18 protein-coding genes are annotated in these 18,989 nt (G+C 43.0%); 5 read left to right on the top strand and 13 right to left on the bottom strand.

The window, feature by feature from the left end; translation table 11 throughout:
- Positions 1–191: 191 nt before the first annotated feature.
- On the bottom strand, positions 192–1,031 hold the full coding sequence (locus AB6F11_RS20120; RefSeq protein WP_104216052.1) for an isopenicillin N synthase family oxygenase: 840 nt from the start codon (positions 1,029–1,031) through the stop codon (positions 192–194).
- A gap of 199 nt (positions 1,032–1,230) precedes the next feature.
- Between AB6F11_RS20120 and AB6F11_RS20115 the strand changes: the two genes are divergently transcribed.
- The gene (locus AB6F11_RS20115) at positions 1,231–1,839 is read left to right on the top strand and encodes a DUF2238 domain-containing protein (protein WP_104216053.1); all 609 of its coding nucleotides are present in this window, start codon (positions 1,231–1,233) and stop codon (positions 1,837–1,839) included.
- 125 nt (positions 1,840–1,964) lie between these two features.
- On the opposite strand, the gene AB6F11_RS20110 is transcribed toward AB6F11_RS20115, so the two are convergent.
- The 5 genes from AB6F11_RS20110 to AB6F11_RS20090 all read right to left on the bottom strand — a co-directional run bounded on the left by AB6F11_RS20110 (position 1,965) and on the right by AB6F11_RS20090 (position 5,791).
- A complete protein-coding gene (locus AB6F11_RS20110; protein ID WP_017060071.1) occupies positions 1,965–2,216 on the bottom strand; it encodes a hypothetical protein in 252 nt (83 codons plus the stop codon).
- A gap of 21 nt (positions 2,217–2,237) precedes the next feature.
- Positions 2,238–3,143 carry a DMT family transporter gene (locus tag AB6F11_RS20105; RefSeq protein ID WP_017064603.1) on the bottom strand — a complete coding sequence of 302 codons (906 nt, stop codon included), beginning with the start codon at positions 3,141–3,143 and terminating at the stop codon, positions 2,238–2,240.
- A 48-nt stretch (positions 3,144–3,191) separates the two neighbouring features.
- A complete protein-coding gene (locus AB6F11_RS20100) occupies positions 3,192–4,883 on the bottom strand; it encodes an SgrR family transcriptional regulator (protein WP_017069657.1) in 1,692 nt (563 codons plus the stop codon).
- A gap of 153 nt (positions 4,884–5,036) precedes the next feature.
- Positions 5,037–5,270, bottom strand: a complete 234-nt coding sequence (locus AB6F11_RS20095; protein WP_017064605.1) for a DUF3389 domain-containing protein — start codon at positions 5,268–5,270, stop codon at positions 5,037–5,039.
- 95 nt (positions 5,271–5,365) lie between these two features.
- The gene (locus AB6F11_RS20090; RefSeq protein WP_017060067.1) at positions 5,366–5,791 is read right to left on the bottom strand and encodes a hotdog fold thioesterase; all 426 of its coding nucleotides are present in this window, start codon (positions 5,789–5,791) and stop codon (positions 5,366–5,368) included.
- Between the two features lie 139 nt (positions 5,792–5,930).
- Here AB6F11_RS20090 and AB6F11_RS20085 point away from each other — a divergent pair, with 139 nt between their 5' ends.
- A complete protein-coding gene (locus AB6F11_RS20085; RefSeq protein WP_017060066.1) occupies positions 5,931–6,719 on the top strand; it encodes a M48 family metallopeptidase in 789 nt (262 codons plus the stop codon).
- A 137-nt stretch (positions 6,720–6,856) separates the two neighbouring features.
- Here the strand turns inward: AB6F11_RS20085 and AB6F11_RS20080 are convergent, their stop codons facing one another.
- A complete protein-coding gene (locus tag AB6F11_RS20080) occupies positions 6,857–7,939 on the bottom strand; it encodes a site-2 protease family protein (protein ID WP_017060065.1) in 1,083 nt (360 codons plus the stop codon).
- A 358-nt stretch (positions 7,940–8,297) separates the two neighbouring features.
- Here AB6F11_RS20080 and AB6F11_RS20075 point away from each other — a divergent pair, with 358 nt between their 5' ends.
- From AB6F11_RS20075 to AB6F11_RS20065, 3 genes are all read left to right on the top strand, one after another.
- On the top strand, positions 8,298–9,551 hold the full coding sequence (locus AB6F11_RS20075; RefSeq protein WP_104216054.1) for an outer membrane protein transport protein: 1,254 nt from the start codon (positions 8,298–8,300) through the stop codon (positions 9,549–9,551).
- Between the two features lie 18 nt (positions 9,552–9,569).
- The gene (locus AB6F11_RS20070; protein WP_104216055.1) at positions 9,570–12,074 is read left to right on the top strand and encodes a VolA/Pla-1 family phospholipase; all 2,505 of its coding nucleotides are present in this window, start codon (positions 9,570–9,572) and stop codon (positions 12,072–12,074) included.
- Between the two features lie 228 nt (positions 12,075–12,302).
- Entirely contained in the window at positions 12,303–12,860 is a 558-nt protein-coding gene (locus AB6F11_RS20065) for a PhnA domain-containing protein (protein WP_017060062.1), read from the top strand.
- Between the two features lie 83 nt (positions 12,861–12,943).
- On the opposite strand, the gene AB6F11_RS20060 is transcribed toward AB6F11_RS20065, so the two are convergent.
- The 6 genes from AB6F11_RS20060 to AB6F11_RS20035 all read right to left on the bottom strand — a co-directional run.
- A complete protein-coding gene (locus AB6F11_RS20060) occupies positions 12,944–14,095 on the bottom strand; it encodes a BamA/TamA family outer membrane protein (RefSeq protein ID WP_017060061.1) in 1,152 nt (383 codons plus the stop codon).
- A 261-nt stretch (positions 14,096–14,356) separates the two neighbouring features.
- Positions 14,357–15,262, bottom strand: a complete 906-nt coding sequence (locus tag AB6F11_RS20055) for a LysR family transcriptional regulator (RefSeq protein WP_104216056.1) — start codon at positions 15,260–15,262, stop codon at positions 14,357–14,359.
- Positions 15,263–15,420: 158 nt separating this feature from the next.
- Positions 15,421–15,846 (bottom strand): hypothetical protein, encoded by a 426-nt coding sequence (locus tag AB6F11_RS20050; RefSeq protein ID WP_104216057.1) that lies wholly within the window; start codon positions 15,844–15,846, stop codon positions 15,421–15,423.
- A 17-nt stretch (positions 15,847–15,863) separates the two neighbouring features.
- The gene (locus AB6F11_RS20045) at positions 15,864–17,036 is read right to left on the bottom strand and encodes a patatin-like phospholipase family protein (RefSeq protein WP_017060058.1); all 1,173 of its coding nucleotides are present in this window, start codon (positions 17,034–17,036) and stop codon (positions 15,864–15,866) included.
- A gap of 213 nt (positions 17,037–17,249) precedes the next feature.
- The gene (gene pdxY, locus AB6F11_RS20040) at positions 17,250–18,107 is read right to left on the bottom strand and encodes a pyridoxal kinase PdxY (protein ID WP_017060057.1); all 858 of its coding nucleotides are present in this window, start codon (positions 18,105–18,107) and stop codon (positions 17,250–17,252) included.
- A gap of 206 nt (positions 18,108–18,313) precedes the next feature.
- A partial coding sequence (locus tag AB6F11_RS20035; RefSeq protein WP_372179656.1) for an aminotransferase class I/II-fold pyridoxal phosphate-dependent enzyme occupies positions 18,314–18,989 on the bottom strand: 676 nt, incomplete at its 5' end.

The raw sequence follows: 18,989 nt of genomic DNA, 5'->3' as shown, positions 1-18,989 counted from the left end.
CATGTAGGCTAGCTACACATCGATGCCTCTGCCTTGTATAAATACCCAGCAACTCGCTGCAAAAATCAGCTCGAAAGATCAACACGCCCTAGTAATAAAGCCGCAATTCTTTGGTACGGATACAAAAAAGGTCAGCGACTTAGCTGACCTTTCACATCTATCCCAATTTTAGGGACGAAGCATTGAACTGACTAGATAACGCCAAGCTCTCTTAGACGTTCCATTAGGTATTCGTTTGCTGTGTACTTTTCAGATAGCACTACTTCTGGTTTCGGGTGAAGGAATAGAGGCAAAGAGATACGAGACTTCTCTTGGCGTTCACCTGATGGGTTGATTACACGGTGAGTTGTCGATGGGAAGTAACCACCAGATGCTTCTTGAAGCATGTCACCGATGTTGATGATCATGTTACCGAAGTCACATGGAACATCTAGCCATTCGTCATTTTGAGCTTTAACTTGAAGGCCCGGCTCGCTTGCAGCAGGAAGAACCGTCAGTAAGTTGATGTCTTCGTGTGCCGCAGCGCGGATTGCACCTGGCTCTTCATCACCTTGCATTGGTGGGTAGCGAAGAACACGAAGCAGAGTCTGTTCACTGCCGTTGATCATTTCTGATAACGCAATAGAGAATTTCTCTTGTACTTCTTTAGGAGCATGAGCTTCAACCCAACCTAGCAGCTCTTGAGCAAAAGCATTCGCACGTTGGTAGTAATCTAGAATCTGTTCTTTCAGCTGCTCAGGGATTTGACCCCATGGGTATACGTGAAAGTACTCTTTGATGTCTTTTACAGTGTGGCCCTTAGCAACTTCAGACACTGAAGGTGGAAAATATCCATCTTGTGTTTCAACATTAAAGTGGAAGTTCTCTTTTTCTTCAGAGATGAAGAATTGGTACCAGTTTTCGTAAATTGACTCAACAAGCTCTTTCGGGATTGGGTGGTTCTTAAGAACACCAAAACCAGTTTCACGTAGAGAGCGAACAAATTGTTCTGCTGCGTCGTCAGCAAGGTAATCGACAGTTTCCAGTTTCATGACTTTCTTTCTTGTTATGTAGTAATAGAGCGATTTTAAGGATCGCTTTGTTGTAAATCAAACTTTTGTGAAACTCTCGCAACCGTTTGTCTAGATACTGGGCGATAACGCCGGTTTTCAACAAATATGGTGATTAGAGCGCAATTGAACACTGTTCATTATTGTGTAACTATACATGAAACTAATACAGGATCTGATGATGACAATTACGCCACTTGCTCAAAATAGACCATTACTGTCATTGACGACGCTGTATCTGACTGTGTTTTTATTTTCAGCGTTCGCTCCCTCTTCAAGAGCGGTGTGGATTGCCGAAATTGTCCCAGCGCTCGCGATATTGGTGGGTATTTGGTGGTTATCAACAAAGCTCACCTTCACTAAGACAGCTTACGTTTTGATGTTTATCTGGCTGATTTTGCATACGATAGGCGCAAAATATACCTTCGCGGAAGTGCCATTTGATTGGTTCAATAACATGATAGGTTCAGAACGGAATAACTTTGACCGTGTCGCGCATTTCTCTATTGGCCTTTATGCTTACCCACTCGCTGAGTACTTGATTCGTAAAAAACTGGCTCAACCGGTGCTGGCATGTTTCTTTGCGCTATTTGCGATTATGAGTGTTGCTGCAGGTTATGAAATTATCGAGTGGTGGTACGCGGAGATCGCAGGTGGTGATGAAGGTATCGCATTCCTTGGTTCACAAGGCGATATTTGGGATGCACAGAAAGATATGCTGTGTGACACCACGGGCGCAATTGTCTCGCTATTACTTCTTAAGCTTCAAGGGCGTGTCAATGCTTACTAAGCTCAATTATTTACACTGAGTATCAAAAGCAACGTTGAAATGCCACACACAAACCGTGCTGTGGCATTTTTAGTTTCAGCATTGTTTGCTCGTTTTAATATGACTGGTCGTTTCATCGTGACAGGTTATTTCATCGTTACCTTGCCACCAACAAACTTGTAGGCTGGCGTACCTCGAACCAAAGTGTCTCGCGCAAATTCAATCCCGCATTCAGGGCACACACATGGTTTTGTCGTGAAATCTTCAACGATACGCTCCTTAAAACATTTCACGAGTGCACCTTTGCCACCTTTCCGATACTTAAAAAGCTGCGTTTTACATTTGGCACAGAAAATCTGAACCGTCTTGGTCGGTTGTTTCTTGTTTGGTTTAGCCATAGAAGTTAATGATTGAACTCTTTATTTCTTAAGTTTAGGGGCGACAAGAACCAAGCTTATCCCTAGAAGTATAACGGTTGATGAGACTATAAATTGCATGGTGACAGGTTCAGATAACAGTAATACACCACCAAGTGTCGCGATAACTGGAACAGAAAGTTGTGCAATAGACGCCACCACGGTATTCAGCTTTTTCACCACGTAATACCACAAACTATAACCCACACCAGAAGCCACAGAGCCCGATATAACCGCGTAAATCAAACCTTGTTCAGTGATAGACACTTGCGTTAACGCATTAGGAATCAAAACTAACAAGCTTAATGCCAAAAGGATAACTAGCGAACTGAATCCAAAGTTAGCGGTGGTCGATTGCAGTGCGTTTGACGATGTCTTTCCTGCCAATGTGTAAATGCCCCACCCAACTCCGGCCAGAGACATCAAGATAATAGAAACTAAATCAGGTGCCTGTGTCGATTCCGTTGGCATTAATAAATAAACAAGCCCTGCTACCGATAACAAACATCCGCCCCATTCAATCAATGACATTCTGTTGCCAGAAAACAAGTGCGCGGCAATCATCGTAAATTGCACCGCGACAAACAACACCAGAGCACCAAGACCTGCGCCAAGCTCTAAGTAAGCAAACGAAAAACCAAACATATACACGAGCAGTGACAATATTGATGTGAGTTGAAACTGTGATTTGAGCTTTGTGTATAGCGATGTGTTACTTGCTAACTCACTTTTAGCTTTAGATTGGGAAGATAAAGCTAATAAAATCAAAAGCGTAAGCGCACCAGATAAGATGCGAACGATCGAAAAGCTCAAAGGATCGATCGTTTGATCCATTAAGGCCCAGCGACACAGAACTGAATTAGCAGCAAATGCCACCAGCGTAATAAATGTAACCATCAGAGTTTGCATCGTTTTTCCTAAATGAGTTATTTGGTCCTAATTGAGTTTTCTTGGATTTCAATCAACGTCAGGCTTCACCCAAACTTGGCTAAAGTCGAACCAACCTAATGCATTACATTTCGCGTTTTGCAACGTACCACATTGATCTTTATTGACGCCTAACCAGCAATGGAACATCGGGATCAATTGATTGCTTTGGACTAGTTGTTTACCTAACTGTCTTGCTGGGAATTGCTCGAATTCACCAGAACGCCAACGGTCAATCATGTGACACCATTGGTCGAAGTCTTCTGCCGGGCTAGATTCATCAAGAAAACTGTAGTCCATTAACCAGCCAGCCAAGGCGTCGTCTCTGTTATTGGCGATGCCCATAGGGTTAATCCAAACATCAACATCATCGGCGTGCGGAGGATCGGTTTCGTAACCGTAAAGATCAACATCGACGTTGTATTGCTTCAGCACCGTGACAATCGCCTTGGCAAGCGTTGGGAACATTGGGTGTTGGCATTGATACGCTAATCTTATGGTAGGCTTCGAATCTGCTGGTGGACAAACGGGCACTTTTAACTTTATGTCATACCAACCGGGTTTTATCCCATAAGCGTGTAACACGCCCAAATCGATAACAGTCTCTTTTGGAATATGAACAAACAGATCCGCCGCATTCAACGCGTTAGATAAAAACTGTGCCCATGCGGGATCTTGTGCAATACCCTTCTTTCTATTGAGCAGTAAATACGTGCAACCAGGATCGAGTTCTACTTCATCGCTATCGCCACGGTCGGCCATAACAGGCTTAGATAGGCTTGGGTAAACCATTGAAGAATAAGCCTCATCCACCACCCAAACTTCAACGCGATCAATTAACGGTCTGAAACCAAAGTACCCATTGAAAGCGGTTAACACGAGTTGTTTCTCGTCGTTCTTTTCAATGCGATAAGGTCCCGTTCCAATCGGTCGAATATCGTAGTCTTCACCACGTAAAGTGATCGGTAATGTGACTTTAGCGACCGATTCCGTTAGTGCGAGGGGAAAATACTTGTCTGGACGTGTGAGAAAGACATCTACGACACAATTTGCAGGTGAAGAGACATCTTTGATATGCGAAAACATGTTGAGAGGTTCGAGGGCAAGCAGTGTATCCACAACATGATTGGTTAACAGAGGTTCCCCGTTATGGAAACGAACACCGGGTCTCAAGAAGAATCGCCATTGGTAATCGCTGATTTTTTGCCATGAATGAGCAAGATCGGGTTGAAGTTGGTCATTCTCATCTAGACGAGTCAACCCACTGAATACCTGACAAGCGATATGTTGCTCTGAACGACGCATCGATTTGGTTGGGTTAAGCATGGAAAGCGGCCGGTAATAAGGCAAACGAATAACTTGTTCGCCTTCTTGATACTGTACGCCCAAGTAGTTTTGAATAACTTGGGTGAGTTTGGCAGCATTGTGATCAAGCACTGACAGCGCCTGTCCAATTTTTCCTTCCTGCAAGTAGCGTCTTGCTAAGTTCTCGCTGACATCACAACGATTCTGTTTAAAGATAAGTTGAGATAACTTTCCTCGACCTGCTGCAGGTAACCATTCTACCCACCCTTCTTCTTCAAGCTTGTTGAGTACCATTCGGGCATTACGACGGGTACAACAAAGCACATCCGTGATGTCGTCGAGTTGAACATCAGAATCTTTACCATCGAAGTATTCAAACAGGGTTTCAAATTGAACGCGAAGTCTTGGGCTGCTCATAAAGAGGAAAACTTATTCAAAGGACATTGAATTCAGTTTCCCTATTTTATGGCGTAAAATCAATATTACTGACACAATTTTATTGTGAATTATGAGTACGACACCCTAAGATGTTATTCAATCTTAAGGGTTAAGTGCCTTTACCGTAAAGGATTACATTACATCGCAGCCAATTTCATTAGCGATTTCACGGAGCTGCTGTTCATCGTCTAATTTTATCGACCATTTACACTCAGAACCGTTAGCTGAAATAACATTTGCCCCTTTTCCGATCAATTGAATTGCATCAACTTGGGCTTGCAGCGTGACTCTATGCTCCCCATCTAAACGAACAACCAATTCATGTGCGGTTGCGATGACTTTTCCACTTTTAAACGTTATGACCATGGGCTTCTCGGGTTACTTCTTTAAATACTGATTGCTTGTTCTAAGTACTGATTACTTCTTCTAAAGACAAAACCAGCGTACGACTGCCTAGTCTGTTATCGCTTATGTTTCTTAACGGCAATGGTTAAACGGCTGGTACAAACTAAGCGTTGACGATCATCAGTGATATTGATCTGCCATACTTGAGTAGAGACGCCCAAGTGAATAGGCTCAGCAGTACCAATGACATGCCCTTCACGCATTGACCTTACGTGGTTCGCATTGATATCGAGCCCAACGCAATAATAGCCTTCTGGTACGCAGAAGTTTGCAGCCAATGAGCCAAGCGTTTCTGCTAGCACAACCGATGCGCCGCCATGAAGCATACCCAGTGGTTGGTGCGTAAAGTGACAAACCGGCATGGTTGCTACCAAAGAATTGTCATTTACTTCGGTGTAAACAATGTTGAGGTGTTCAATTAAGGTATTTTTTGAGGTCGCGTTGAAGGTATCTAGGTCAACGGGCTTTTTCCAAATACTCATATAGGTTCCTTAATTATTGATCTTGTTATCGCGTGCATAGCTTTTTTCTATATTACCGCTGTTAGTTATCTTACAGCCCTTAGCTATTACGCAAGTTGATGTTAACATGCATAAAAACCGAATACACAGAGGATATTGTATGACGTCATGGATGAAGTTTGCCTCGCTTCTCACACTAGCAGGCCTAACCGCGTGTAGCGCTTCTCCGACAGGCAGAAACCAATTGCTGCTTTTTTCAGATAAAGACATGTCTCAGCTTGGAGCACAGTCTTTTGAACAAATGAAAAAAGAACAACCCATCAGCAAAGATGCCAAAACTAACGCTTATGTACAGTGCGTAGCGAACAGCATCACTCAATATATTCCTAAACAAGGTTTTAGTGAATGGGAAGTTGTTGTGTTTGATAGTGATCAAGTGAACGCATTCGCCCTACCTGGCGGAAAAATCGGTGTATACACAGGGTTACTCAAGGTTGCAGTCAATCAAGACCAACTCGCGACGGTTATCGGTCACGAAGTGGCACACGTTTTAGCGGACCACAGTAATGAGCGCCTTTCTCAGTCTCAAATCGCTAATACGGGCTTATCTATTACTAACGTTGCGTTAGGTGCATCAGAATACAAACAGTATCAAGGTATGACGATGGCCGCGTTAGGGTTAGGCGTTCAATATGGCGTTATTCTACCGTATGGGCGAACTCAAGAGTCTGAAGCCGATGTTGTTGGTTTAGAGTATATGGCTCAAGCAGGTTTCGATCCAAACCAAAGTGTCAACTTGTGGCAAAACATGGCGAAAGCATCAGGGGGTAATCAACCGCCAGAGTTGCTTTCTACGCACCCTTCCCACAGTACGCGTATTAAAGATCTACAAGCAACGATAAAAACGCTTCCTCAATCAGGTTCACCAAGACCAAATTGCAAAGCGTAATCTAAGTAAGAATCGCCTAGCTGGTGTAAATACAAAAATGCCCTATCCATATTGGTTAGGGCATTTTCAGTTTCTTGCTTGCTAACAGTTCAAGTGCACTAAGCAGCTGGATAATTCCAACAACAGAAACTCACTCGTTAAGTACCAAGAATTTGTAATGGTAGGCTTAATAGCTGATCACCAGTAGATGCAAAATACCAGATAACACCAATCAAACTGCTCACTAAACCTACATACCAAACGAACGACACGACTTGCCCGTATTTGTCTAACGGTAACAAGTGACTGTGATGACGTCCTTTCCATTCAAACAGTATTTCAACACTGCCCATGATCAATAAGAAACCAAACAGGGTTAAATTCAACTGATAACTCAATACCACACCAGCAACGGCAGCCGCGACACAAAGTACAATGCCAAGCACACTGTTCATCGAGAAACTGATACTTTTAAGAACATGTCCGCCATCGAGAGGCAAAATCGGCAATAGATTGAACAGGTTTAATAGAGCATTAAATACTGCAAGGCCGGCAAAGAACATTTCGCCAGTCGCCCAATACAGCACCATAAATACTAACGACAATATCAGGCCGAACAATGGCCCCATGATTGAGATAACCACATCTTGCCAACGCGTATTAATCTTTTCATCGGATAACGCCAAGCCACCAAGAAATGGTATCAAATAGATCCCTTTGGTTTTCATGCCGAAGTATTTCATCGCTCTAATATGACCGTACTCATGGAACATTAAACAGGCGATTAAGGCCAAAGCGAACTGAATTGAAAACAACCATGAATAGGCCGCTAAACTCGCAGAAGCAAGTACGACCTTGATTAGCTTGGCGCTTTTAAGCGCTTTCATACCAAGCGACACCAACCCAATTAAGCTAAAACGCTTCTCTGGTTTAGGAGCGACAACAGGAGTTTGTTGTTCAATATCTTTGGTGTTTCGATTGCCTTCGGTAATGGTTTGCCCATTCACCGACGCTTTATACGTCATCTCAAACGGTTGCCACTGAACGGTCGATTCAACGTGACACTGCAACGTTTCTTCGCCAGCGCGTAGTGTAAATTCGTGTTTTCGGGCGTCTTCTTGGTCTGTGGTCGCATCTAATTGAGATACCAAAGTGTTATCCCAATACAACTGTTGCCACCCTGCCATTGATCCTTCTAAACGAAGCGGTTTACCAAGAAACTCTATCGCGAGTAATTCCAAACTTAAAATTCCAATTTAATGACTTCTAACGAGTGTCGATATTATGCCGATTTAGCGAATGGTGGTAAACAGAAACAAAGTTGTTACATATTGAGCTATTGAACACTATTTATACCGCAACGATGCATAAACACTCTGGTCACACCTCCAACCACGAATAAATTATTGATTATAATTATATTATCGATGTTAAAGTGCCGCCCCTTTAAAACATAACCTCACAAAATAACAACTCTTTCTTTGACTTTATATAAAACATGAATTTAACATGCCATTTACATTAGAGCTTCAACACCAAAAATGCTCAGTGTGTTTTCAAACCATAATAACGAAATTCGATGCCCTAGGAGGGTCAAGGATGAAAACAATACAACGCTCTCTCGTTTCACTTTCAGTACTATTTGCATGTAACTCACTTGCGGCTGGTTTCCAAGTTGCTGAGCATTCTGCCTCAGGTCTTGGTCGTGCCTTTTCAGGTGAAGGTGCAGTAGCTGATAACGCGAGTGTACTAGCGAGAAACCCCGCCGCAATGACCCTATTTGATACAGCACAGTTTTCAGGCGCGGTTTCTATCGTTGATCCCGAGGTAGACGTTACTCAAACCAAAATCAATGACAACGACTTCAACCAAAAATCATCAGATGTAGCTCCTTTACAAATTGTCCCTGCTGCTTATTACATTAGTCCTATCAACGACAAATGGGCTTGGGGAATTGGCATGTTCACGACTTACGGAGTAGCCACTGATTACCCAGATGATATTTATGCTGGTGATTTGGCAGGTGACACATCACTAATTTCAGTCAACTTAAATCCAAATATCGCGTACAGAGTTAACGATAGTTTTAGTGTTGGAGCTGGAGTTAACTTTGTTTATGCAGAGGCCGAGCTCAACAGACACAAAGGCAGCCTTCCTGTTGGTGGCTCACCAAGTGACAAACTAATCTCGATGACTGGTGAGACTTTTGCTTTTAGTTGGAATGTAGGTGCGTTATATGAACTGAACGAGTACAACCGTTTTGGGTTTGGTTACCGCTCATCCGTTGAACTCGACTTTGATGACGGTGAGTTCACTGATTACACAGGTCTAAAAATGGAAAACGGCGCTCCTGGTAAAACCACAGGGCGTCTAGAAATTGAACTGCCCGATATCTTCGAATTATCTGCTTTTCATCAACTTAACGATGCTTGGGCAATACACTATGGTTGGCAGTTAACTAAGTGGAGTAAGTTCAAAGAGTTAAAAGCCACTAGTTCAGATTGTAAAAACAATGAATGTTTCTTAAAAACCGAACATTACGAAGACAATCAGAGATGGTCTGTAGGTGGAACTTACATGGTTAATCAAAATTGGACGGTACGAGCGGGCCTAGCGTATGACGAGCAAGCTGGTGAAGCGACATTAAGCATCCCAGACAGCGATCGTATGTGGTATTCAGCAGGTCTCACCTACGCTATTTCAGAGAATATGACTATCGATGCTGCATTTGCACTCGTACAAAGTGAAAGCGGTTCGTTTACCGAAACTGATGCGGCAGGACAAAAGCTTACATTTGATGCTGAAGGCGTTGCTTACCTTTCAGCGATACAACTTAACTACATCTTCAACTAACCGTACGGGAATAATTACATGAACAACAAATTTTCTTTATCTCTCGTATGCTCAGCATTACTACTTGCGGGCTGTGGCGACAATAGTGAAAGCTCTGGTGATTCAACAGCGGCACCTTATTCAGATGCAATCAACCAATCATTAGCTAGAAGTTCAAAAATTAGCTTCACTCTTCTAGGTAATGAAGCGGATGTTCCTCTTCCTTCGTTTTTCTTGTTCGATACCAACGATCACACTCTAAATATTCCGTTAGATGTAAATTCAACGGGGCTCTTGAATGATCCAAAAGTAGCCATGGGGGAAGCTGATGGTTGGAGTACTATCATGCCGTTCACTATCAATGTGAATCTTCCAAGTGATAGGACGCTGAAGAATGATGTCGTGATGATGGGTACGACACCGTTTAGCGCGCACCTAAATGCCGGTGTAAAAGTTGCTAAAGTGGATGTTGACCTGAGCACTGGTGTAATGTCTAACTTTACTGCGCTAACTGCTGGCGTTGACTACTTAGTGGCATCTAGTGATTTTAAGACCATACAAGTGTTGCCTCTTAAAGGTTTAGATCCTAGCTCTGACTACATCTATGCATTAACTGACTCAATTGTTGATAGCGCAGATGAACCACTTGGAACATCAAGCTCTTACGCATCTTTAAAAACGACAGATATTGACCAAGCAGGCTCGCTCGATTTACCACAGAAAATCATCCATCAAGTTGAAGCGTTGTTCGCTGGCTATGGTTCTGTATCAAGCTCAGATGAAATCATATACTCATCTTGGTTTACTACTGCGTCGGCAGGTAACGTTATGAACGGGACCAAAGCTGCAATTGCACAAACAGTTAGCCCCGCAGTTACCCCGTCTGATATATGGAAGAACCTAGCGAATCCAAATAGTATTTCGGAAGCTGATCTTGATAATCTGTATACATTTACAGTTGATGGAACGAAACAGGATTTTGCTACAGCTGTACAAGCTGACGCGATGTTTAAGAGTGCATTTGGTGACGATGCTGCAACACAATTAGCTGCGGGTTATAACACTAACTTTTCAACACCAGCAGCAGCTTCTATTCAAGTGTATCGAGGAACAGTTGAATTACCGTACTTCCTGTCAGATTCGTTAACTAACAATGCGTGGAAAACAACTCCTTGGCGCAGTGCGATGCCTAGTGTTTTAACTATCTTGAATGTACTCAGCTCAGGAAGTGACTCGGACAAAACAGCTATTGCTACACAGCTGGCAGGTTTAGGGATCACAGAGCCTGCTACTCAACTCTATCAAGCAGAGTACCAACAATTACTCATTGGAGAAAAGTTAACTCTTGCAAGCGGAGAGCAATTGGATAGCGCTAGAGTTATGACGAAATACAGCGCTGTACCGCAAATTCGAGCAGCAAAGTCAGTGCCGTTCGTTATGTTTGTACCTGAAGGAGCAGCTATCGACAGCAGTTTACCAATTTTACAGTACCAACACGGTATCACTAGCATCAAAGAGAGTGCTTATGCTTTTGCGATGCAGCATATTGGCGGCGCACTTACTGGATCTGCACCATACAAACCCTATGCAATTATTGCTATCGACCAACCACTTCACGGTCAACGCGCACTAAGTGCAGATATTGTTACGACACCAACAACACCTACTGTATACATGAATCTTGAGTATTTACCTGTTGCACGAGATAACATCCGTCAGAGCGCCATTGATGGTCTTGGAGTTCGTTTTGCGTTAAATTCTGCTACTGATGCAGCATTTAGTCGCCTCGACAAAACGAATGTGTCTCTATTTGGGCATTCTATCGGGGCGATTACAGGTATCAGCTCTTATACCGTTGGTAACAGTTCGTTGAACCCTGCTATTGATTCTATGTTTAGTTATACAAGTGCAACACTTGCTAACCCAGGTGGTGGCATTGCCCCTTTCTTGCTTAAGTCAGGCTCGTTTTCTCCTGAGATTAAGCACACCGTGAGCCTATCAAGTGTAACCGAGTACCAAGCACATTATGTAAGTAACTGTGTGCCAGTCAGTAAGTCAGGTGGTGATTGCTTTAATGAATACTACACAGCCCTAAGTAATGATAGTGCTTCAGCCTCAGACAAAGCAGTCAAAGCGACAATCGACTCGATCCTTACTTCATTCACTTATGCTGCGCAAACAGTTCTAGATAACGTTGACCCATATAATATTGCATCTACAACTACGGGACCTGTGCTTGGTATTCAAGCGAATGGTGACGAAACGATACCAAACTCGGTCGCTGAGTTTCCAACAGCAGGTACCGAACCCCTGTTTAAAAAGTTATCCTTGGTTAATACTGCACTGGACTCTTCGGGAGACAAGCTGGCTTCGTATTTTGACAAAGCATCTTCAGAGGCAGACCACTCCACTGTAATTTCTCAGAAAAATGCTGGTGATGCAGCAGCCAACGCAGAAATGACCTCACAAATTGTACAATTTACCTTGTCGCAAGGTACTGGCATTGCAAGCGTAACCGCTGGCTTGTTAGATGCGAGTAAGTAAGCGCATGAGCAAAATTTAATTTAACCAAATGCCAGCCTAACCGCTGGCATTTTTGTATCTGTCGTTCGAACAAGTCCCCTAGTTGACCGTTTGCATAAAACTTTAAAACACAAATGGTTGATCTCAGCTAAAATTAATCAAGACAGAATACCGTACGACCTCTTTCTTTATTGTAAATAAAGTGGATAATAGCCCCGTAATTTAATACCTAATAAATGTGAGTCCATTATGTCTTCTGAAGCTACTATGCTAGAACGCTGCCAATCTAAATGTGAACTATGTGGTTCTGATTCTTCTCTTACTGCATACGCAGTGCCGCCACACAGCCACGTAACAGTGGATCACGGCATCATGGTATGTGACAAATGTCTTGGTGAGATTGACGATCCTAAAGATATCAACCACTGGCGTTGTCTGACTGACAGCATGTGGAGCCAGGAAGCGCCAGTTCAAGTAACGGCATGGCGTCAACTTACTCGTCTGAACACAGAAAGCTGGGCTCAGGACGCGCTAGACATGATGTACCTTGAAGAAGAAACATCAGTTTGGGCACAAATCGGCATGTCTGCTGATGACAAGCCTCTTGATGTGAATGGCGTTGAACTTAAGAAAGGTGACGACGTAACAGTAATCAAAGACCTGCCAATCAAAGGTACTAACCAAGTGATTAAGCAAGGTACTGTTATTCGTGGTATCAGCGTTGGTGACGATCCTAAGCTTGTTTCTGGTAAAACAAACGGCGGTCAATCAATGTACGTAATCGCTGAGTTCTGCCGTAAGAAGTAATCTTACTGTAAGAAAGTGATAGAAAACGAAAAGGCGCTAATTAGCGCCTTTTTTCTTGGAAAAATTTAACCTATTCCGTTGTTCTAGAAACCACTGCCTACGTTAAAGTAGATAGCGCGTTCTTCATGGCTTTGCGCATAATCCATCCCAAGGTGCAAACCGTAACGTCTCGCGATTTGGTATCGAAAGCCGACACCTCCGGCATTGACGGTACTGTCGTGGCTTATGCCGTTATCTTGCTTTGCAACCCCTGAACCGTAAAACCCAGACACCTTCCAACGATGAGTGATGCTATACGTCAATTGGCCTTGGATTGTTTCAATCTCATCTCCTTGGTACCGATAAGATGACACCCCGCGTAACGACACGTACGGTTTCGCTGTGGGTGATACAAACAGGTCTTGCTGTTCGAAGCTTTGATAATTTGCAGCCAAGCCTAACGTCCATTTATTGGTAATTGGGATATAGGCTTCGCCATCTATGTTCAAATTTCGGTAATTGTAATCACTGCCAATCGCATCGTCGTACACCATGTAATCTGCAGACAATTTGTAACCTTTGGTTGGATAAAATAAATTATCTCTTGTGTCATATTCAGCCTCCAACCCTAAACCAGAAGTAACCGATTCGTTACCCAAAATTCGGTCTAAAACCATGTTATCAAATTCAATCTCAGACTTAGCTAATAACTGCTTTATTCCCAACATCCAAGGCGTATGCCCAATCCGGAACTGCACCTTTTGTGAAAGTACGGCTACCGAAGTTGACGTGCCTATTCTAAGGTCATGATCTATGGGGCCCCAGTTGATTGATGTGTACAAATCCAAATTCGCAACACCAAAGCCGCCGCCTCCTGTGTAACGAATGGAATCATTCATCCAAGATCGTCTATGGCCACCAAATACAAACCAAGTTTCGTTCTCTGTCCCTACTGCGCCCACTACTGACATTGCTGAGGGTACTAACTGCGCACCACCATCTATGGCAGAAAGAGCAGCTTGCTTTCTTTGTCGCTTTTCCTCATCCGTCTCATGTAAAAACAAACCAGCCACACCGCCGCCGTACCCCACCGCAGGCTCGGTAATCAAAATTGGGATAGGCAAAAAGCCATATGCGTTTTCCGCAAGGTGATGCCCCATATCAAATTGACCATCAACAGGATCATAAAACGATGCGAAAGAAGATGTTGTAAATAAAAAGCAGGAAAGAAGAACAATGCCGCCGCAGCGAGTCATAAAATTTGCCTCATAAAAAAGACCGGGTGACGAAACCCGGCCGAAAGTTTGCTTCCTTGCAATAAACATAGAAATTAAACACTTATTGCCAATAAAGGGGGTCCTTAATCGACGGGCATAGAATAGGCCAAATAATGGTGTTGCCCTACTCCTATATAGAGGATGTCGCCCTACAAAATTAAAGAGCTTTCGAGATGACAGAAACGCAAAAGGCTCATATAAATGAGCCTCTATTAATAAGTTACCTACATTCTTCCTTTGCTAATATTGACTCAATACTCGATCAACATGTTCTTGTATAACAGATAAAACCGATAATTTTACATCCTTCACTTGCTTAGAATGATTGCACCAAAGCGCAAAACCGAATTTGAATCCTTGGTGCATTTCAGACGACTGTATATGTTCAATGTCGTAATGGGAAAATTCAGAATGAGCAAACGTTTTTGGTAACAGTGCCCACCCTAAACCGGCTTCAACCATTTTAATAACTAACGCCAATTGATCGACTTCTTCGTTATCGGAGCTGATGGTTACTTTTTCTGACATTCCCTCTTCAATAAACGATCTCAAGATAAACTGCTTTGAATTTCTTAACGCTAAAAGTACATCCTCTTGCGCCAAAGATGAGAACTCACCATTTTTTTGAACGAATGGGGAAAACTCAATGTGACCTAGAAAAGTCGCATCAAAGCTGTGTATACCCCGGCTGTCATGCACATTGACTAATCCAAAGTGGTACTCGCCACTTTGAAGGCCCTTCTTAATATCCTTTTTGTTTCGGATTAAAAAGTTCACTCGCATCATCGGGAAATCACGACGCAGTTTCTTTCGAATATCCAAAAGCATTTGATGAGGTATCACACCAGAATAAGCAAAGGTGATGTTTTCCAACCCGCCATAAGAGAGGCTCAATGCTACCTTATCGAAGGTACGAGCTTGTTCAATGGTTTGTTTAGCGTAATGGTAAAGAAGATGCCCGTCTTCTGTCGGCTTTACAGAGCGCCCAACCCTTTCAAATAGGCTTACCGCGAGTTGGTCTTCAAGGTTAGTAATAACCTGCCCGATTGTCGTTCTGTGTTTATTGAGTTTAACGGCGGCTTTGCTGAAAGAGAGTTGGTCATAAACGGTAACGAACGCGAGAAGTTGTTCAATGCTGAAATTCATTTTGTTGTGCTTACTTTTAATCGTTATGTATTTAAATTATCACAGGTTGGCGAAATATCTACTTTGTCAGAATAATATTAGTGAAAATAATTCGTCAATTTGAAACAAAAAAACCTACTTAAGCTAGTAGGTTTTATCGTTGATGTCAAACGAATAACTTAAATGTATTCGATAATTCGAGCTAGATAGTTAAAGTCCCCAGAATCACCGTGGTAATTACGGTAAACATCGACACTGAAATATCTAGGTTGGTCCACTTGAATATGCTCAGCAATTCGCTGCTCGATGGATTCTAGAGTTTCACCTGTTTGCGAGTAAATGTATTTCTTGGTGGTCTTTTGAAGCTGGCGTTCTTTAGCTTCTTTGTGTGTGACGTAATTGTTCACGTCAACCCACTGACCAATGTAGTCAATCTCCACGTAGTCTGAATTTTCTTCAACCATGAACAACGCCGCTTCTTGTTGAACGTCGGCCAGTTGTAGCATGTCGTTATCGACTTTTTGCTGTTCCATTGAGGTCACATTTTGTGCCATGGCAGCGCTAGACGTTGCCATGATAAGTAGCGCTAAAACTGTTTTATTCATTTTACGATATCCCTAAATTAAGGTAATTCTGTTACCCAAGGTTTGCCCTGAGTTGCTTTGTGATAACCATATTCGTATATGGTTAATAAATAGTGTTCATCAAACATGTCTTTGGTTCGTTTGGCGTAACCAAAGTCGTGCTCGATGTAAGTAAATTGCATATCAATGTTGTTGATTTCACAGATGTATTTCATTCGATATAAATCACCACGTGTTTGAGCAAGAGTCAGGCTTGATACGCTCTTTGCTACTAAATCTAGACCCTTATCTCTCAGCGAGTGGTACGGCGCTTTCAGTGCTCCATTTCGAATAACATCGAGCTGTGGTGGTTTTTCTAACCCAAGAGCATCTGAGATCTGCTGATAGTCGAAGTTAGATGGATTGAAAAATACTTGAGCGGCTAAACCACCATCGACGTGAAGTTCTTCATAACTTTTACCTTCGTACTTCACATTGATAAACTGCGGTGGGAAGACTCCAGGAATAGAAGCACTTGCTGCTAAAACCTTATATATAAGTTCAGACTTATCTGGCATGTCACTATTTGCAATTGCGCCCACATTCCAAATGACAAGCTCTCCAGAATCAAAGTGTGTGCTACCAATAAACAAACGCTTACCGTTGCGGTGTCGCGCAGCAATTTGCTCGATCATCGGTTCAGGGAACGCCTGAGCGATAAATTGATTCAAGTTTTTACCGTCAGTAAAAGCATCTTTAAACACGGTGTTTAAAAAGTTCTTTTTGCCGAGCACTGATTTGTCATTGATGTTTAACATCACCTCCTTCATCTTCGGAAATGCATCTCCGCCGATGAATACAAATGGTGCCATTAGCGCTCCTGCACTGATGCCAGTAACTATTGAGTAGTCTTTCAATTGGCCAGATTCTTCCAGCCCTATCAAAATACCAGCTCCAAAGGCTCCGTTCGCGCCGCCTCCTGACAAAGCTAAGATATTTAGTTGCTCACCTGACACTTTAATTGGCGTTGTTTGATCGATTGGAGAGTATAAGAAGTCTGGGTTCTCACTCGCCCACATACGCAATGGCTCTTTTACTGATATCGCTTCTTCTACAACCACTTCTTTGTAATTGTCTTTGTGTACGCGTACATCCAACGTGTGGGGTGAGCTACATGCCACTACAAGTAATGACAAAGCAACGGTAAAACCCGAGGAAATTAGACGGTTCATAATTAGGCTCATTTAATGTTCTCTAAAATGATTCAGAGACTCTGTTTAATCAAAAGAACAGCTATAAACAGAGAAGTTAATAAATAGGGATAAAGTGAAGTCCGTCTCTTTCTGGGAGTAATATAGCTAGGTTTAGTCTTAGCTCGTAATCTCGTTTGTAGGATGCGACCCATCGAATAGGTACACCCTCCACCACTATCGGAGTTAAACGCTCTACCCGATTTTGACCACGTTGAAATCGTGGGTAGGCTCTACAAATTCATATTGTGCATTGATTGTTTGTAGCTCCCAAGTGCCATAGCTTTTAGTTAGCTCCAACACACCATAGACCGCGTTATTTGCATGTCGGAATGCAGCTACGGGAGACATTCTCTTTATTAACCCTGCGGTAAACAGGCCAGAGATAAGGTCACCGACACCAACCGGTTGTTGAGCAAATTCAATGTTCGGTCGTTGGGCTAAATAACATGCCTTTTTCGTTGCTAAAATCATACTGAACGCGTCATCGGGTAATGAGTGAAGATGCTTCACGAGCACCATCTTTGGACCAAGCTCCAATGCTTTCTTACATGCTGTAACCGCGTCATAAAGGGAGAGGATTTTAATGCCGGTCAATTCACTTAGTTCAAATTGGTTTGGCACTATAACATCGGCAATAGGAAGCAAGTGTTTAGTAATGGCGGTTCTAACGCCATCCTCAACGATACAACCTTTATCTGGGTCACCCATTACAGGGTCACAAACATAGAGTGCACTGTGGTTCTTTTCTTTAACTAAATTAACCGACTCGGCAACCGCTTTACATTGGTCTGCGCTTCCCTGATAACCCGATAGGATCGCACCACAGTCTTTCAGTACGTTGATGTTGTCTAAGCCTCGAATCAAGTTTCGAATATCATCTGAGCCGAATGTTTGCCCGGTCCAACCTTGTTGATATTGAGTGTGATTAGAGAACTGAACAGTGTGGATTGGCCACACATCGAGTCCCATTCTTTGGATTGGAAAAACCGCAGAACTGTTTCCTGCATGCCCGTAAACCACGTGAGATTGAATAGAAATAATGCTTTTCATGCGTCGCTCTTTCAGTTTGAAATGGATTTGAATACTTGGATAAGACGACTAAATAAACACAACGGAACATCAAGATAGGAAGTTTTATCGATCTAACCACTGTGCTTATTTGGTCGGAATAGCCTCGACATCGCCGAGGCTTATTCTTAATGAGTTGGACGTCATCGGCTTTAAATCATGTATTTGATTCTAAGCCAGACTTGAACTTATGCGTCTTGAAACTCAGCGAAGTACTCATCCAATACAGTGCGTGTTGCACGGCCGATTAGCTCGTACTCGTGGTGAGTAAGGTTCGCTAGTGATACACGTACTGATGCGTGTACTGTGTCGAAACCTTTACCAGGTAGTAAGATTACGCCGGTTTCGTGAGCAAGACGGAATAGGAAGTCTTTACCTTTCTCGTTAGCTTTGAACCAGTCGACAAACTCTTGACCGTAAAGTTTGCCACCTAGCGTGTCTAGCTCTAGTAGTGTGTAGTAATCCACACGGTCTTTGTTCTCTTCGATTGCTACACCCATGTTTTTGTAAAGCGTTGTGTAGCGCTCACGGATGATGCGTTTACAAGCGGCTTTGTAGCGACCTTCTGAGTCCATTAGACAAGTTAATGCAAACATCGCCATTTGTACTTGTTGTGGTAGAGACAGACCTGCAGTATGGTTCAATGCTACGCTACGGCTATCAGCAACGATGCGGTCGATGAATTTGATGTCACGTGGCTCTGGAGTTAGCGTTTTGTAACGGTCGTCCAATTGGCACTGTGTCGCTTCACTGAATGAGCGAAGTGTATCGTCGAACACGTTCTCATCGTGAATACCGATAGTGCCTAGACGCCAGCCTGTTGCACCGAAGTATTTAGAGAATGAGTAAACACATAGTGTGTTA

Origin of the sequence: Vibrio sp. 10N.247.311.14 (genome assembly GCF_041467715.1) — a bacterium.
GTDB lineage: Bacteria > Pseudomonadota > Gammaproteobacteria > Enterobacterales > Vibrionaceae > Vibrio > Vibrio crassostreae_C.
Note: the sequence above shows the minus strand (reverse complement) of the source record. Positions and strands in the feature narration are given on the sequence as shown.

Bases quoted from the DNA above. Each gene is read 5' to 3' on its own strand.
- AB6F11_RS20075 (WP_104216054.1), top strand. From the start codon at position 8,298: ATGAAAACAATACAACGCTCTCTCGTTTCACTTTCAGTACTATTTGCA.
- AB6F11_RS20045 (WP_017060058.1), bottom strand. From the start codon at position 17,036: ATGAACCGTCTAATTTCCTCGGGTTTTACCGTTGCTTTGTCATTACTT.
- AB6F11_RS20055 (WP_104216056.1), bottom strand. From the start codon at position 15,262: ATGAATTTCAGCATTGAACAACTTCTCGCGTTCGTTACCGTTTATGAC.
- AB6F11_RS20100 (WP_017069657.1), bottom strand. From the start codon at position 4,883: ATGAGCAGCCCAAGACTTCGCGTTCAATTTGAAACCCTGTTTGAATAC.
- AB6F11_RS20090 (WP_017060067.1), bottom strand. From the start codon at position 5,791: ATGAGTATTTGGAAAAAGCCCGTTGACCTAGATACCTTCAACGCGACC.
- AB6F11_RS20115 (WP_104216053.1), top strand. From the start codon at position 1,231: ATGACAATTACGCCACTTGCTCAAAATAGACCATTACTGTCATTGACG.
- AB6F11_RS20120 (WP_104216052.1), bottom strand. From the start codon at position 1,031: ATGAAACTGGAAACTGTCGATTACCTTGCTGACGACGCAGCAGAACAA.
- AB6F11_RS20110 (WP_017060071.1), bottom strand. From the start codon at position 2,216: ATGGCTAAACCAAACAAGAAACAACCGACCAAGACGGTTCAGATTTTC.
- AB6F11_RS20085 (WP_017060066.1), top strand. From the start codon at position 5,931: ATGACGTCATGGATGAAGTTTGCCTCGCTTCTCACACTAGCAGGCCTA.
- pdxY (WP_017060057.1), bottom strand. From the start codon at position 18,107: ATGAAAAGCATTATTTCTATTCAATCTCACGTGGTTTACGGGCATGCA.
- AB6F11_RS20050 (WP_104216057.1), bottom strand. From the start codon at position 15,846: ATGAATAAAACAGTTTTAGCGCTACTTATCATGGCAACGTCTAGCGCT.
- AB6F11_RS20095 (WP_017064605.1), bottom strand. From the start codon at position 5,270: ATGGTCATAACGTTTAAAAGTGGAAAAGTCATCGCAACCGCACATGAA.
- AB6F11_RS20060 (WP_017060061.1), bottom strand. From the start codon at position 14,095: ATGACTCGCTGCGGCGGCATTGTTCTTCTTTCCTGCTTTTTATTTACA.
- AB6F11_RS20070 (WP_104216055.1), top strand. From the start codon at position 9,570: ATGAACAACAAATTTTCTTTATCTCTCGTATGCTCAGCATTACTACTT.
- AB6F11_RS20065 (WP_017060062.1), top strand. From the start codon at position 12,303: ATGTCTTCTGAAGCTACTATGCTAGAACGCTGCCAATCTAAATGTGAA.
- AB6F11_RS20105 (WP_017064603.1), bottom strand. From the start codon at position 3,143: ATGCAAACTCTGATGGTTACATTTATTACGCTGGTGGCATTTGCTGCT.